This is a genomic window from Pseudomonas sp. GM84, from assembly GCF_000282535.1.
Taxonomy (GTDB): domain Bacteria; phylum Pseudomonadota; class Gammaproteobacteria; order Pseudomonadales; family Pseudomonadaceae; genus Aquipseudomonas.
Genome location: NZ_AKJC01000046.1, coordinates 1 through 15,259 on the forward strand (window position 1 = coordinate 1; position 15,259 = coordinate 15,259).

Annotated in this window: 13 protein-coding genes; 9 read left to right on the top strand and 4 right to left on the bottom strand. The window is 63.6% G+C overall.

Annotation, left to right across the window (positions count from 1 at the left end):
• Positions 1-56 precede the first annotated feature (56 nt).
• From PMI38_RS03385 to PMI38_RS03400, 4 genes are all read left to right on the top strand, one after another.
• Positions 57-866, top strand: coding sequence for an AraC family transcriptional regulator (locus PMI38_RS03385; RefSeq protein ID WP_008090664.1), 810 nt, complete (start codon positions 57-59; stop codon positions 864-866).
• 64 nt (positions 867-930) lie between these two features.
• A complete protein-coding gene (locus PMI38_RS03390) occupies positions 931-2,337 on the top strand; it encodes an NAD(P)/FAD-dependent oxidoreductase (protein WP_008090665.1) in 1,407 nt (468 codons plus the stop codon).
• Positions 2,338-2,369: 32 nt separating this feature from the next.
• Positions 2,370-2,711, top strand: a complete 342-nt coding sequence (locus PMI38_RS03395; protein ID WP_008090667.1) for a cupin domain-containing protein — start codon at positions 2,370-2,372, stop codon at positions 2,709-2,711.
• 52 nt (positions 2,712-2,763) lie between these two features.
• Positions 2,764-3,843, top strand: coding sequence for a polyamine ABC transporter substrate-binding protein (locus tag PMI38_RS03400; protein ID WP_008090669.1), 1,080 nt, complete (start codon positions 2,764-2,766; stop codon positions 3,841-3,843).
• Positions 3,844-3,976: 133 nt separating this feature from the next.
• On the opposite strand, the gene PMI38_RS03405 is transcribed toward PMI38_RS03400, so the two are convergent.
• The gene (locus tag PMI38_RS03405; RefSeq protein ID WP_008090672.1) at positions 3,977-5,560 is read right to left on the bottom strand and encodes a peptide chain release factor 3; all 1,584 of its coding nucleotides are present in this window, start codon (positions 5,558-5,560) and stop codon (positions 3,977-3,979) included.
• Between the two features lie 558 nt (positions 5,561-6,118).
• Here PMI38_RS03405 and PMI38_RS03410 point away from each other — a divergent pair.
• Genes PMI38_RS03410 through PMI38_RS03425 form a run of 4 tightly spaced genes read left to right on the top strand, consistent with a single transcriptional unit; the run spans position 6,119 to position 9,561 of the window.
• Positions 6,119-6,832 carry an ABC transporter permease gene (locus PMI38_RS03410; RefSeq protein WP_008090673.1) on the top strand — a complete coding sequence of 238 codons (714 nt, stop codon included), beginning with the start codon at positions 6,119-6,121 and terminating at the stop codon, positions 6,830-6,832.
• 13 nt (positions 6,833-6,845) lie between these two features.
• The gene (locus PMI38_RS03415; protein WP_008090676.1) at positions 6,846-7,757 is read left to right on the top strand and encodes a glycine betaine ABC transporter substrate-binding protein; all 912 of its coding nucleotides are present in this window, start codon (positions 6,846-6,848) and stop codon (positions 7,755-7,757) included.
• Positions 7,754-8,407: an ABC transporter permease gene (locus PMI38_RS03420; RefSeq protein ID WP_008090677.1), complete on the top strand. Its 654-nt coding sequence runs from the start codon at positions 7,754-7,756 to the stop codon at positions 8,405-8,407. Before PMI38_RS03415 ends, PMI38_RS03420 begins: the two co-directional genes overlap by 4 nt.
• Positions 8,404-9,561: an osmoprotectant ABC transporter ATP-binding protein OsmV gene (locus tag PMI38_RS03425; protein ID WP_008090678.1), complete on the top strand. Its 1,158-nt coding sequence runs from the start codon at positions 8,404-8,406 to the stop codon at positions 9,559-9,561. Before PMI38_RS03420 ends, PMI38_RS03425 begins: the two co-directional genes overlap by 4 nt.
• A 111-nt stretch (positions 9,562-9,672) precedes the next feature.
• Here PMI38_RS03425 and PMI38_RS03430 read toward each other — a convergent pair whose 3' ends face one another.
• The 3 genes from PMI38_RS03430 to PMI38_RS03440 all read right to left on the bottom strand — a co-directional run bounded on the left by PMI38_RS03430 (position 9,673) and on the right by PMI38_RS03440 (position 13,678).
• A complete protein-coding gene (locus tag PMI38_RS03430; RefSeq protein WP_008090679.1) occupies positions 9,673-12,102 on the bottom strand; it encodes a TonB-dependent siderophore receptor in 2,430 nt (809 codons plus the stop codon).
• A gap of 107 nt (positions 12,103-12,209) precedes the next feature.
• A complete protein-coding gene (locus PMI38_RS03435; RefSeq protein WP_008090680.1) occupies positions 12,210-13,172 on the bottom strand; it encodes a FecR family protein in 963 nt (320 codons plus the stop codon).
• Positions 13,173-13,189: 17 nt separating this feature from the next.
• The gene (locus PMI38_RS03440; RefSeq protein WP_008090681.1) at positions 13,190-13,678 is read right to left on the bottom strand and encodes an RNA polymerase sigma factor; all 489 of its coding nucleotides are present in this window, start codon (positions 13,676-13,678) and stop codon (positions 13,190-13,192) included.
• A gap of 504 nt (positions 13,679-14,182) precedes the next feature.
• On the opposite strand from PMI38_RS03440, the gene PMI38_RS03445 reads away from it, so the two are divergent.
• Positions 14,183-15,259 (top strand): type III PLP-dependent enzyme (locus PMI38_RS03445; protein WP_008090684.1); only part of this gene is annotated, 1,077 nt, incomplete at its 3' end.

The following is a 15,259-nucleotide window of genomic DNA, read 5'->3' on the forward strand; positions in this document are numbered from 1 at the left end:
CGCGAAAAGGCCGGCACTGACTTGCCTCCATTCCCGCCCCTCGGCACTATCTGCACATGAGCCTGAACACACGCCCAGACGGCCCCGAACAAACGCCGATCACCGCCGAAACGGTCCTGCGCTACCACCTGTGCTGGAAGCACCGCGACCTCGACGGCGTCATCGCGCTCTACCACCCCGACATCCAGTACCACGATTTCTTCCAGAACCGCGTGCTCGGTTACCGCGAGCTGCGCGACTATGTGCGTGCCTGCCTGCCGCATGAGGCCGGCGAGGATATCGTCCACAGCGACCGCATCCGCGTCGATGGCTGCACCGCGTTCATCCAGTACCAAGTCACGGTGCAAGGGGGTGATGGCCTGGTGGCCTTCCAGTCGAGCGAAGCGATCACGGTCAAGGACGGCCTGATCTGGCGGGTCAACGAATACGCCACGCTGGTACGCCAGAACGGCAAGGGCCTGTCCAGCGCGGGTCCGCGTCCGGCCACCAGCCGCCTGGGCCTGTCGCCTCGGCAACTGTCGACCATGGCCCAGGACCTGGAGCACTACTTCCAGCGCCAACGCCCTTACCTCGACCCGGAACTCGACCTGCAACAGGTGGCCGACGCCAGTGGCTACAGCCGCAACCAGATTTCCTACCTGCTCAACCAGGTGCTCGGCCAAAGCTTCTACCGCTACGTCAACCAGGCGCGCCTGCAACACCTGATGGCCAGCCTCGACGACCACAGCCTGGCGGCGTCGATCGACGACCTGGCCTTCAGTGCCGGCTTCAACTCCCTGTCGGCCTTCTACAAGTGCTTTCGCGAACACACAGGGCTCACGCCCAAGGCCTACCTCAAGCAAATTTCCCTGCGTGCACGCACGTAAGACAGCCAGCGCCCAACGCCACTAGCATCGCCCACAGACCTTGACGGATGTGGAGCCCAACCCGATGCAACCCCTGCGCACGCTCAGCCTGTGGATGGACCAGCTCGACGAGCCGCTGTGCGCCCGCCCGGCCCTGCGTGAAGACCTCGACGTCGACGTGTGCATCATCGGCGCCGGCTACACCGGCCTGTGGACTGCCTACTACCTCAAGCGCCAGGCCCCGCACCTGAACATCGCGGTGATCGACGCCAACATCGCCGGCTTCGGCGCCTCCGGGCGCAACGGGGGCTGGCTGATGGGCAACCTGCTCGGCGAGGACCGGCTGCTGGCCAGCCTGTCGCCGCAGCAACGGCGCAGCAGCATCGACCTGCTGCAGGGCATACCCGATGAAGTCCATGCCGTGCTGCAGCGCGAGGCCATCGACTGCGATTTTCGCAAAGGTGGCGTGCTGTATTGCGCCGCTCGCTACCCGGAACAGGAACGCAGCCTGCGCGCCTACCTCGACGACCTGTACCGCCAGGGCATGCGCGAGGAGGACTACCACTGGCTGGGCCCCGAGAAACTGGCTGAACAGCTGCGCCTGAGCAACGCCTACGGCGCCATCTACAGCCCGCACACGGCGACCATTCAACCGGCAAAGCTGGCGCGAGGGCTGGCCCGGGTGGTGGAGGCGCTGGGCGTGCCCATCTATGAAAACACCCCGGCCATCGACTGGCAGCCTGGCGAAGTGCGCTCGCCCTTGGCGCGCATCCGCTGCCAATGGACAGTGCCCGCCGTCGAAGGCTATGCCGCCAGCCTGCCGCCGCTGGGCAAGCACCAGCTACCGGTGCAAAGCCTGCTGGTGGCGACCGAACCGCTGCCCGAATCGACCTGGCAACAGATCGGCCTGGACCGGGGCCAGGCCTTCAGCGAGAACAGCCGCCAGGTCACCTATGGCCAGCGCACCGCCGACAACCGTCTGGTGTTCGGCGCCCGCGGTGGCTACCGCTTCGGCGGCCGGCTGCGGGAAAACTTCACCCTCACCGAGGCCGAAGTCGGCCTGCGCCGCTACCTTTTCAGCGAGCTGTTCCCCCAGCTCAAGGATGTGCGCATCACCCATTCCTGGGGCGGCAACCTGGGCATGGCCCGACGCTTCCGCCCGCACATGCTGTGCGACCGCCAGCGCGGCATCGCCCTTTCCGGGGGTTATGGCGGCGAAGGCGTCGGCGCCACCAACCTCGGTGGGCGCACCTTGGCCGCGCTGATCCTCAACCAGCAGAACGCACTGACCGCCCAGCCCTGGGTGCTCGACAACCGCCCGCTGTCGAGCCTGGCCAGCTGGCCGCCCGAGCCCTGCCGCTGGCTGGGCTACAACGCCATCATCCAGAGTTTCGTCCACGAGGACCGGACCCTCGCCAACCCCGCCAGCGCGCCCTGGAGGCGGCGCCTGGCCAGCTCCCTTGCGGACTTCATGGAAGGTTTCATGCACTGACCTCCCTTTCACCTGCACAGGATCCACCAGCAATGAGCATCACCCAGTTCAAACACACCGACAGCGTCGTGCTGGACAGCGCCAACCCGGTTGCTGTGCCCATTGGCGAGCCCGTGGCAGTGGCCTCGGTCACCTGCGTGGAGCGCAGCGATGGCGTCGAAGCCGGCATCTGGGAGTGCACGCCCGGGCGCTGGCGGCGGCAGATCGTGCAACAGGAGTTCTGCCATTTCATCAAGGGCCGCTGCACCTTCACCCCCGACGGTGGCGAGACCCTGTTCATAGAAGCCGGAGACGCATTGATGCTACCGGCCAACAGCACCGGCACCTGGGACATCCAGGAGACCGTGCGCAAGACCTACGTTCTGATCTTCTGATCCGCTGATCGCCTGCCTTCGATAACAACAGACAAAGCAAGGTAAACCCGACATGCGCACGCTCCTTCTCGCCCCCCTGATGCTGGCCGCCAGCGTGGCCAGCGCCGCCGAAACGGTAAAGATCTACAACTGGTCCAGCTACGTTGCGCCCGATACCCTGCAGAATTTCCAGCAGGCCACCGGGATCAAGCCGACCTACGACGTGTACGACAGCAACGAGACCCTCGACGGCAAACTGATGACCGGCAACTCCGGCTACGACGTGGTGTTCCCCTCCAACCACTTCATGGCCCGGCAGATCCAGGGCAAGGCCCTGAAGCCGCTCGACAAGTCGCAGCTGCCCAACTGGCACAACCTCAACCCGGTGCTGCTCAAGGCGCTGGAGGTCAACGACCCGGGCAACCAGCATGGCTTCCCGTACCTGTGGGGCAGCACCGGCATCGGCTACAACATCGACAAGGTCAAGGCGGTGCTCGGCGACGACGCGCCGGTCGACTCCTGGGACCTGATCTTCAAGCCCGAGTACATGAGCAAGCTGAAAAGCTGCGGCGTCGCGGTGCTCGACAATGGCCCCGAGTTGCTGCCGATCGCCCTGCATTACCTGGGCTTGCCGCACCACAGTCAGGACCCGAAGGATTATGAAAAGGCCAAGGCGCTGCTGATGACGGTGCGGCCGTACATCAACTACTTCCACTCATCGAAGTACACCGGCGACCTGGCCAATGGCGACATCTGCGTGGTGGTGGGCTTCTCGGGGGACGTGCTGCAGGCGAAGAACCGTGCGGACGAGGCGAAAAATGGCGTGAAGGTGGGGTATGCGATCCCCAAGGAAGGGGCGCCGATGTGGTTCGACATGGTCGCCATGCCGGCCGATGCGCCGGATGAGAAGGCGGGGTATGCCTACATGAACTACCTGCTGCAGCCGGAGGTGATGGCCAACATCAGCAACCATGTGCAGTACGCCAACGGCAACCTCAAGGCTGACGGGATGGTGGACCCGGCGATGAAGGGCAACAACATGATTTACCCGAGCGACGAGGTGATGAGCAAGCTGTATGCGCTGGAGGCGATGCCGGCGAAGATCGACCGCATTCGCACGCGGATCTGGACCAGTATCAAGGCAGGTAACTGAAACGGGGCTGCTGCGCAGCCCTTCGCGGGACAAGCCCGCTCCCACAATGACAGCGCCACCTTCAAACTGTGTGCTGTACCTGTGGGAGCGGGCTTGTCCCGCGAAGGGCCGCGCAGCGGCCCCATTTCACAGATCAGTGATGCTCGCGAGTCGCGCGGAACTTGATGTCCGGCCAGCGCTCTTCCATCAGCGCCAGGTTGACCCGGGTCGGCGCCAGGTAGGTCAGGTGACCGCCGCCATCGATGGCCAGGTTCTCCATGGCCTTGGTCTGGAATTCCTCGAGCTTCTTCTTGTCTTCGCAAGTGATCCAGCGCGCCGACCAGACGGTGATCGGCTCGTAGGCGCACTCGACCTTGTACTCTTCCTTCAGGCGGCTGGCGACCACGTCGAACTGCAGCACACCGACCGCACCCAGGATGATGTCGTTGCTGCGCTCGGGGAAGAACACCTGAGTCGCACCCTCTTCGGCCAGCTGCTGCAGGCCCTGGCGCAGTTGCTTGGACTTGAGCGGGTCCTTCAGGCGCACACGGCGGAACAGCTCCGGGGCGAAGTGCGGGATACCGGTGAAGCCCAGCGCCTCGCCTTCGGTGAAGGTGTCGCCGATCTGGATGGTGCCGTGGTTATGCAGGCCGATGATGTCGCCGGCGAAGGCCTCATCCAGCTGCTCACGCTCGGACGAGAAGAAGGTCAGCGCGTCACCGATGCGCAGGTCCTTGCCGGTACGCACGTGGCGCATCTTCATGCCCTTCTCGTACTTGCCCGAACAGATGCGCATGAAGGCGATACGGTCGCGGTGTTTCGGGTCCATGTTCGCCTGGATCTTGAACACGAAGCCTGTGAACTTCTCTTCCACCGGCTCCACGGTACGCTCGTGGGCGACACGGGCCAGCGGGCGCGGCGCCCAGTCGACAACGGCATCGAGCACATGGTCGACACCGAAGTTGCCCAGTGCAGTACCGAAGAACACCGGCGTCAGCTGGCCGTTGATGAACTCGTCCTGGTCGAACTCATGGCAGGCGCCCTGCACCAGCTCAAGCTGTTCGAGGAAGCGATCATATTCGTCACCCAGGTGCGCGCGGGCTTCATCGGAGTCGAGCTTCTCGATGATCTTCACCTCGGTACGCTCATGGCCGTGGCCGGGGGTGTAGACGATGATGTAGTCGCCGCGCAGGTGGTACACGCCCTTGAAGTCGCGGTAGCAACCAATCGGCCAGGTGATCGGCGCGGCCTTGATCTTCAGAACGGCTTCGATCTCGTCGAGCAGTTCGATCGGGTCGCGGATATCACGGTCGAGTTTGTTGATGAAGCTGACGATGGGCGTGTCGCGCAGGCGGCAGACGTCCATCAGGGCGATGGTCCGCGGCTCTACACCTTTACCGCCGTCGAGCACCATCAGCGCCGAGTCCACTGCGGTCAGGGTGCGGTAGGTGTCTTCCGAGAAGTCTTCGTGGCCGGGGGTGTCGAGCAGGTTGATCATGTGCTCGCGGTACGGGAACTGCATCACCGAGGTGGTGATGGAGATGCCGCGTTGCTTCTCCATTTCCATCCAGTCGGAGGTGGCGTGGCGGTCGGACTTGCGCGACTTCACGGTACCGGCGACGGCAATGGCCTTGCCCATCAGCAGGAGCTTCTCGGTGATGGTGGTCTTACCGGCGTCGGGGTGGGAAATGATTGCGAAAGTGCGGCGCTTCGCGACTTCGGCGGCCTGGTTGGTCATGGGAAATCGCCTGACTGGGGGATTCAAAAAGGGGCGATATCATACCTGAGTTTGGCCGGGGACCAAAATCCATGGCATGAGTGGTGCCAGTCTCGGCCCTATCGCCGGCAAGCCGGCTCCCACAGGGACCTCCACATGCCTCAAGCCCTGTGCAGGACCTGTGGGAGCCGGCTTGCCGGCGATAGGGCCCGCACTGTCACAACAAATTCACCCTTCAATCGCTTTATCACGATAAATGGCCAGAGGGCAGTTATTTCAACGCCTTCAGCGCCTTAAACCGCTGTTTTTTCTCGCCAGGATTCCAGCCACCCAGTGATTAACACTGGCCAAATGCCTCTTCAGATGGGAACCTTTACGCCCACGGAGACGTCCATTCCCCTGCAACCCGCTTCGCTTGGGGACTGGTTTCATCAGCATTTTCGGGCCCGACGGGGTTCGGCTCATGGCCTGATCGCAGCCCTCGGTTGCCTCACGCTGCTACTCGCGAACACACCACTCGCTGCCAGGTATGGCGGCCAAAAAAAGAGTGTGCTCGCCGACAACACAAGGAGTCCGCCTGTGGCAACACGCTACGGAAAAGGGCTGTTGGGATGGGCCGCCGCGCTCGTCATCCTGGCCCTGCTGATCCACTGGATCGGCATCGACACGATCGCGCGCTACCGCGACGATCTTGGGTTCTACCTGCAAGCGCACCTGGTTCTGGTGCTGGCTTCGATGGCGGCGGCGTTGGCCGTGGGCATCCCCGCTGGCATTGCCTTGAGTCGACCGCACCGGGTCGACAAAGCCGAGCGCTTCATGCAGTTCTTCAACGTTGGCAACACCATTCCCCCCCTGGCCGTTCTGGCCATCGCCCTGAGTATCCTGGGCATCGGCGCCGGGCCCGCGATCTTCGCGTTGTTCCTCGCCTCCCTCCTGCCCATCGTGCGCAACACCTACGAGGGCCTGAAAAACGTCCCCGCCTCGCTCAAGGAAGCCGCCACCGGCATCGGCATGACCCCGCGCCAGCAACTCTGGCAGGTGGAGCTGCCCAACGCCGTGCCGATCATCGTCGGCGGTGTGCGTGTGGCCCTGGCGCTCAACGTCGGCACCGCGCCACTGGCGTTCCTGATCGGCGCCAACAGCCTGGGCAGCCTGATCTTCCCGGGCATCGCCCTGAACAACCAGCCACAGCTCCTGCTCGGCGCGGCCTGCACCGCGTTGCTGGCACTGCTGCTGGACGCCGCGGTGAGTTTCTCCAGCAAGCGCTGGCTGGAACGTGGCCTGGCCGGATAACCCGAGGGAACGTATGAAGAAGAGAATCGCCTTGCTGCTGGGCGCGGCCCTGCTGTTCGCAGGATTTGCCCAGGCGGCGGACAAACCACAGCTGCACATCGGTGCGCGGATGTTCACCGAACAGACCGTGCTCGCCGAAATCACCGCCCAATACCTGCGCGCCAACGGCTTCGAGGTGCGCGTCACCACGGGCCTTGGCAGCAGCATCGCCCGCCAGGCCCAGGAAACCGGCCAGCTCGACCTGATGTGGGAATACACCGGCGTGTCGCTGGTGTCCTACAACCACATCGACGAGCGCATGCCCAGCGCCGAGGCTACCTATGCCAGGGTCAAGGCACTGGACGCGAAGAAAGACCTGATCTGGCTGACCCCATCCAAGTTCAGCAACACCTACGCCCTGGGGCTGCCCAAGCAGATCGCCGAGGCCTACCCGCAGGTCAACACGATCAGCGACCTCAACCAGGTGCTGCGTGACGAGCCCAAGCGCAATCATCTGGTGGCCCTGGACACCGAGTTCGCCAATCGCCCGGACGGCCTGGTCGGCCTGAAGGAAATGTACGACCTGCAAGTGGGCCGCGCCAACATCCGCCAGATGGACGCCGGCCTGGTCTACACCGCCATGCACAACAACCAGGTGTTCGCCGGCCTCGTCTACACCACGGACGGCCGCTTGAGTGCGTTCAACCTCAAGCTGCTGGAAGACGACAAGCATTACTTCCCCGACTACACCGCCGCCCCGGTGGTGCGCAAGGCCGTGCTCGACGCCCATCCGCAACTGGTCGGCCTGCTCAAGCCGCTGGCCGAGCAGCTCGATGACGAGACCATGCGCCAGCTCAACGCCAAGGTCGATGTCGAGCACCAGAACCCGACCGCCGTCGCCGCCGCGTTCCTGCGTGAGCATCCCCTCAAGGAGGTACAGCCATGAGCCTGCTCGATACGTTCGCCCACCTCGACTGGGCCCAGGTGCTGCAGCTGACCTGGCAGCACATCATGCTGGTCGGCATCGCCGTCAGCCTGGCGATCCTCGTCGGCGTGCCGCTGGGCATCCTGATGACCCGCTTCCCGGCCGTGGCCGGGCCGCTGCAGGCCAGCGCGACGGTGCTGCTGACCATCCCGTCGATCGCCCTCTTTGGCCTGCTGCTGCCGTTCTACTCCAAGTTCGGCCAGGGACTCGGGCCATTGCCGGCGATCACCGCCGTGTTCCTCTATTCGCTGCTGCCGATCCTGCGCAATACCTACCTGGCCCTGACCAACGTCGAGCCCGGCATCCGTGAAGCCGCGCGCGGCATCGGCATGACCTTCGGCCAGCGCCTGCGCATGGTCGAGCTGCCCATCGCGGTACCGGTGATCCTCGCCGGGGTACGCACTGCCGTGGTGATGAACATCGGCGTCATGACCATTGCCGCCACCATCGGTGCCGGCGGCCTGGGCGTGCTCATCCTCACCTCCATCAGCCGCAGCGACATGTCGATGCTGCTGGTCGGCGCCGTGCTGGTCAGCCTGCTGGCGATCATCGCCGACCTGCTCCTGCAAACCCTGCAACGTGCCCTGACTCCAGAAGGACTGCGCTCATGATCGAACTCAAGAACCTCAGCAAGACCTTCAACGTCAACGGCAAGGACGTCAAAGCCGTCGACGCGGTCAGCCTCACCGTCAACGAAGGCGAAATCTGCGTGTTCCTCGGCCCCTCGGGTTGCGGCAAGAGCACCACGCTGAAGATGATCAACCGCCTGATCACGCCCACCTCCGGCCAGGTGTTCATCAATGGCGAAGACACCAGCGGCCTGGATGAAGTGACCCTGCGCCGGCACATCGGCTACGTGATCCAGCAGATCGGCCTGTTCCCCAACATGACCATCGAAGAGAACATCACCGTGGTCCCCCGCCTGCTGGGCTGGGACAAGCAACGCTGCCACGACCGCGCCCGCGAGCTGATGAGCATGATCAAGCTCGAGCCCAAGCAATACCTGCAACGCTATCCGCGAGAACTGTCCGGCGGCCAGCAGCAGCGCATCGGCGTGATCCGCGCACTTGCCGCCGAAGCACCGGTGCTGCTGATGGACGAGCCGTTCGGCGCGGTCGACCCGATCAACCGCGAGATGATCCAGAACGAGTTCTTCGAGATGCAACGGGCGCTGAACAAGACCGTGATCATGGTCAGCCACGACATCGACGAAGCGATCAAGCTCGGTGACAAGATCGCCATCTTCCGTGCCGGCAAGCTGTTGCAGCTGGACCACCCGGACACCCTGCTGGCGCACCCGGTGGATGATTTCGTGAGCAACTTCGTCGGCCAGGACAGCACCTTGAAGCGCCTGCTGCTGGTGCGCGCCGAGGATGCGGCGGACAACGCCCCGTCGGCGAGCCCCGAGACGCCGGTCAGCGATGCCCTGGAATTGCTGGATGAGCATGACCGCCGCTACGTGGTGGTGACCGATGCGCAGAACAAGGCGCTGGGCTATGTGCGCCGGCGTGACATGCATCGCCAGCAGGGGGTGTGTGGGGACTTCCTGCGACCGTTCAATGCCACGGCTTCGCACGATGAGCACCTGCGCATCCTGTTGTCGAGGATGTACGAGTACAACCGGGCGTGGTTGCCGGTGCTGGATGCCGAGCAGGTGTTCCTGGGCGAGGTGACTCAGGAGTCGATTGCGGCTTACCTGAGTTCGGGGAGATCGCGGGGGGGCAAGACCAGCATCGTGTCGCCGGCCGAGGCGGTGGTTTCCTAGAGAGCTGGGGCGCTTTGCGCCCCATTCGCGGGACAAGCCCGCTCCCACAGGATCCCCGCCAACTTCATTCCTGTGGGAGCGGGCTTGTCCCGCGATTGGGGCGCCGCGGTATCAGAACCCTACACTGGCCTGCACGTAGAAGGTGCGCGGCTCACCCACATAGAGGCCGGCGTTGTTGTCGCTGGAGCGGGTGAAGTACTGCTTGTCGAAGAGGTTCTTCACCCCCGCGGCCACCGTCAGGTTCGACAGCTTCGGCCCGAAGTCGTACCCGCCACGGGCATGCCAGGTCACGTAACCCGGAATGTCGCCAAACTGCCCATCGGCGCTCGGCTCGGTGATGTAGTCGCCGTTGAAGCTGCCATCGGCATTGATCCCGGTGCCTGGCGCGCGCTGCTTGGATTGGGCGTAGGCATCCAGGTTCCAGGTCCAGCGATTGACCGCGTAGCGCACGCCGGCCGTGGCCACCTGGCGCGAGTAGAACGGCAGGTCGCGGCCTTCAAAGCCAGGAATGTCCCCTTCATAGGTGGCGCGGGTGTAGGTGTAGCCGCCATTGACCGACAAACCTTCAAGGCGCGGGTCCAACCCGGCCAGGTCATACCGCGCCGACGCTTCGATACCCTGGTGCTTGGTCGCGCCCAGGTTGGTCCAGCCGACATCGTTGCTGATGTATTGCAGCTCGTCATCGAAGTCGATGTAGAACAGGGTCAGCTCGCCAGCGAAGCCGCCGTTGTCATAGCGTGTACCGATTTCGTAGGTCTTGGCCTTCTCCGGCTCCAGGCCGCTGGCCGTGTTGTTGCCGATACCACCCTGGCCCAGCTGGAAGTACTGCAGGCTGCCGAACGAGGTCTGGTAGTTGGCGAACACTTTCCAGGCATCGGAGATGTGGTACATCACGCTCAGCGCCGGCAGCGGCTCGTCGCTGCTGATGCTGCGCTTCTTCTCCGGCACCGGCCGGTTGTTGGCGTCCAGCACCGGGCGGTCACGCCAGTCGGTGTTGATGTGCTCGAAGCGAAGGCCGGGGGTGATGGTCCAGTTGCCGATGTCGATCTTGTCGTCGATGTAGTAGGCGCTGGCTTCGGTACCGCCACTGCGGTCCTGGAACACATGGCCATCGGACGTCGGGGTTGGCGTCGGCACGTTGTCGATCAAGGCCAGGCGGGTGGACTGCTCGCGCATGGCTTCTTTCAGGTAGCGGTAGCCGACGCTGACTTCCTGGGTGGCAGGGCCGGTGAAGAAGATCCGCGACACACGGGGCTCGATGGCGAAGGTGTGGTAGTTGCGCGGGTACGACGACAGGGTCTTCATGTCGCGCGAGGCAATGGCGCTGCCACGGAAACTGTCGGTGTAATAGGTCAACACTTCGAACTGGGTAGCGTCGTCCAGCTGGCGTTGCCACTTGAACGACACGTCCTTGCGCCGCCCGGCGAAATAGTCGTAGTCGCGCAGCGACTGGTACGGGTTGCTGTCGTACTGCGCCTGGGTCAGGCCGCCCGGCATGTCGGCGCGGCCATCGTAGTAGTGAAAGTTGAGCCAGAACTCGTCGACGTCGGTCGGGGCCCAGTGCGTCTTGAGGATGACGTCGTCGATGTCGTTGCCGTTGTTGCTTTCCCGGTAGCCGTTGCCATTCACCCCGGTGTACAGCAAGGCCACGCCCATGCCGTTGTCGGCGGTGCCACCGACGAAGGCCGACTCGGTGTGCTTCCAGCCACCGTGCTGGGAGGTTTCCAGGGTGGTGGACAACTGGGCCGAGGGCTTTTCAGGGATGGCCCGGGTGACGAAGTTGATGATCCCGCCGACGTTCTGCGGGCCGTAGCGCACGGAACCTGCGCCGCGCACCACGTCGATGCTGTCGAGGTTGCCCGAGGAGATCGGCGCCATCGACAGCTGCGGCTGCCCATAGGGGGCGAAGGCGGCCGGGATGCCATCGATCAGCACCGTCGAGCGTGGCGACAGGCGCGAGGTCAGGCCGCGTACACCCACGTTGAGCGACAGGTCGCTGCCGCCGGTGCCATTGGAGTCCTGCACCTGCACACCGGGGATGCCGCGCAACACATCACGCACGTTCATCGCGCCCTTTTCCACCATCGCCTCGCGGCGCACCACGGTGCGTGCACCGGGGTGATTCTGCACCACTGCCTCGTCGGCATCGCCCAGCCAGTCACCGACCACCTTGATATCGGTAGGCGCCAGCTCCAGGCTGCCGCTGCCCAGATCCAGCGTGGTCGGCAGGGGCTTTACCACCACGGTGTCCTGAGACATCTCGTAAGTGAGCCCGCTGCCCTGCAGCAACTGTTGCAGGGCCTCAACCGGCGTCAGTTGGCCGGAAACCGCCGGCGCCTGCTTGCCTGCCACCAGCTCAGGACTGAAGAACAACTGCAGGTTGGTCTGCTGGCCCAGTTGGCTTAGCGCCGAGGCCAGTGGTTGTGCCTGGATCTGGATAGCACTGCCGGCCTGTGCGGCCTGGCTGTTGACGGCCACCGAGCTGACCGCCAGGGCCAGCGCCAGGGCGCGGAAGCGTGGAAAAGGCTTGTTGTTGTTCACGTCGTCGAAACTTCCTGATGGTCGAGATAACGCCAATCGCATGCAAATGGAAATGCTTGGCAGTTGCAGCTGGCGGGGAAGACGAACGAGCGGAAAAAAACCTGAATCTATTTCGCAATAATTTCGCGTGAGCCATCTTCGTGGGCTTTGATGGCCACCGGCAGGATGCTCGGCAACGCGCGTAGCAAGGCATCGGTGTCGTCGGTACTGAAGGTGCTGGACACGCGCAGCTGCGCCACTTTGCCGGGGGCGACCCGCAGCGGCTGGGTGCGGTAGCGCGACACTTCCGCCACCACGTCTGCCAGGGTGGCGTTGTCGAACACCAGCTTGCCCTGGCGCCAGGCGGTCAGCGCGGCGGCATTGACCGTGTAGGGGGCCGCTACGTTGCCTTGTTCATCTATATGTGAACCTTGCCCGGCACCCAGTTGCGCCAACGCGGTGCCCTTGCCCTGCACACGCACCGAGCCTTGCTCGACTGCCACGCGGGTGGCGGCCGGATCCTGACGCACATCGAAACGGGTACCTGTGACCGTCACGCTGCCTTGGGCGGTATCGACCACGAACGGGCGGCGGCTGTCATGGGCGACGCTGAACATCGCTTCGCCGGCACGCAGCACGATATGCCGCCGGCCCGGGCTGAAGTCGACCTGCAGCTCGGTAGCGCCATTGAGGTCCAGGTGCGAGCCGTCCGGCAGCTCCACCTGGCGGCGCTCACCGAACGCGGTCTGCAAGGTGTCCTGATGATTCAGTTGCTGGTACTTCCAGCCGCCCCAGCCGAGCCCCAACGCCACCACCGCCACACTGGCCGCCAATGCCTGGCGCAACAGGCGCCGACGTGGCAACTGCCGTACCGGCTCGGGCTGGCACAACGCTTCGAGTCGCTGGCGTGGAATGAAGTCGGTGGCCTGCCACAGCCGTGCGAGCTGCTGGTATTCCTCACGGTGCAGCGGGTCGACGGCCAGCCAGGCATCGAGCTTTGCCTGCAGCCCTGCATCGCGAGGCGCATCCTGCACGCGGGCGAACCATTCGGCCGCCTGGTCGCGGACGCTATCGGTAGCGTGCTGTTTCATGGGCAAGGTCTCCTGACTCATCGTACCGACACATCCAGGTGCTCACGCAGATGTCGGAGCGTGCGGATCATATACTTTTCGACCATGTTCTTGGTCAAACCCATGCGCTCGGCGATCTCGGCCTGGCTCAGGCCTTCGATTTTCTGCCAGATGAATACCCGGCGGCAGTTGACGGGCAGCTCGGCCAGCGCCCGCTCGACGCTGTCGGCCAGCTCCAGGGCATGCACGTAGGCTTCCGGGTCGCTGGCACCGCTGGCGCCCTCCTCGAAGGCTTCCAGCTCCAGGGCCTGGCGCCGGTCTTCGCGGCGAAAACCGTCAACCGCGATGTTGCGCGCGGTCTGATGCAGGTAGGCACGCGGCTGCTCGACCTGCTCGCGCGGGTTTTCCAGCACCCGGACGAACGCGTCGTGGGTGAGGTCCTCGGCCTGCTGTCGACTGCGCAGCTTGCGCGTCCAGGTGCCGATCAGCTCGTGGTAGTGGTCGAGAAAGCCTTTGTGTCCGGACACGGTCAGGGTCGTCAGGGAGGCGGATAAGGGTGCGAATAGTAATGTTTCTCATCAATAGGGGCAAATCCGCCGATCGGTAACAAAAAATTTATGGCGAATTTCATGCACCGAAGTGCCAGCTTTCGTGGCCATAAATATGAACACCTGAGCCCCTTCGCGGGACAAGCCCGCTCCCACAGAAGCGAGGAGATCCCTGTAGGAGCGGGCTTGTCCCGCGAAGGGTCCAAGCGGTCCATTCCACAATTTTTTACGCTTGAAACATCCCAGGGAACATCTACCGGTCACACGAGTCGGTTATTCAAACGATGGGGCGTCAATCCACGCCGATCACCCCCGGATTGCCTGTTGATTCTGCATTCTTCACGCCCTAAAGTGCGCGCCGAACGTCCATGCTGGAAACGATCCATCCGGCTCAAGTACTGAGTAGGCGAACCAAAGTGGGGATACGGAGGACGTTCAGTTGCAGCCACTTACTTTTTCAGTTTGCCCATGGAGTCCCTGAGCATGTCGATCCAGGTCGAAGACTATTTCGCGCGCGACACTTTCCAGAAAATGAAGGCATTCGCCGACAAACAGGAAACCCCGTTCGTACTCATCGATACCCAGATGATCAGCCAGGCCTATGACGACCTGCGCGCCGGGTTCGAGTTCGCCAAGGTCTATTACGCGGTCAAGGCCAACCCGGCCGTCGAGATCATCGACCTGCTGAAAGAGAAAGGTTCGAGCTTCGACATCGCCTCGATCTACGAGCTGGACAAGGTCATGGACCGCGGCGTCAGCGCCGACCGCATCAGCTACGGCAACACCATCAAGAAGTCCAAGGACATCCGCTACTTCTATGAGAAGGGCGTGCGCCTGTATGCCACCGACTCGGAAGCCGACCTGCGCAACATCGCCAAGGCCGCACCGGGCTCGAAGGTCTACGTGCGTATCCTCACCGAAGGTTCCACTACCGCCGACTGGCCACTGTCGCGCAAGTTCGGTTGCCAGACCGACATGGCCATGGACCTGCTGATCCTCGCCCGTGACCTGGGCCTGGTACCTTATGGCATCTCCTTCCACGTAGGCTCGCAGCAGCGCGACATCAGCGTGTGGGACGCGGCCATCGCCAAGGTCAAGGTGATCTTCGAGCGCCTGAAGGAAGAAGACGGCATCGAGCTGAAGCTGATCAACATGGGTGGCGGCTTCCCGGCCAACTACATCACCCGCACCAACAGCCTCGAAACCTACGCCGAAGAGATCATCCGCTTCCTCAAGGAAGACTTCGGTGACGAGCTGCCGGAAATCATTCTGGAGCCTGGCCGTTCGCTGATCGCCAACGCCGGCATCCTGGTCAGCGAAGTGGTGCTGGTGGCGCGCAAGTCGCGCACCGCAGTCGAGCGCTGGATCTACACCGACGTGGGCAAGTTCTCCGGCCTGATCGAAACCATGGACGAAGCCATCAAGTTCCCGATCTGGACCGAGAAGAAAGGCGAAGCCGAAGAAGTGGTCATCGCCGGCCCGACCTGCGACAGCGCCGACATCATGTACGAGAACTACAAGTACGGCCTGCCGCTGAACCTGGCGATCGGCGACCGCCTG